This is a genomic window from Bradyrhizobium sp. Mp27 (assembly GCF_029953005.1).
In the GTDB taxonomy this organism is placed as follows: Bacteria; Pseudomonadota; Alphaproteobacteria; order Rhizobiales; family Xanthobacteraceae; genus Bradyrhizobium; species Bradyrhizobium barranii.
Genome location: NZ_JASAUS010000742.1, coordinates 1 through 278, shown reverse-complemented (window position 1 = coordinate 278; position 278 = coordinate 1). Strand labels below are relative to the sequence as shown.

1 protein-coding gene is annotated in these 278 nt (G+C 57.2%); it reads left to right on the top strand.

The genetic code is table 11. The features are described 5' to 3' along the window. On the top strand, positions 1–194 hold a 194-nt coding region (locus QJT78_RS52520; RefSeq protein WP_281460988.1), incomplete at its 5' end, for a hypothetical protein. Between the last annotated feature and the right edge of the window lie 84 nt (positions 195–278).

The following is a 278-nucleotide window of genomic DNA, read 5'->3' as shown; positions in this document are numbered from 1 at the left end:
AGGCTCCGAAAGCCTTGCTCACGATCCCGCGAAATCGTTGCTCACGATCGTCTGAAATCTCTGCTCACGATCCCCTGAAATCCGCGCTCACGATCCCGCGAAACGCGCACGCCGACCGCAATTACGTCATCGTCTGTAAATTTGACCCCTCATCGGCGTCCAATTTTGGCTCTTCTCTATTCGGCCGGATTTAGTCAAGGGCTTGATTGGGTGCCTCCTTGGGTTCGGTACCGCTCGCGGGGCCGTGCTTCTCTTCGGGATCAGCCGTATGGCTCTCC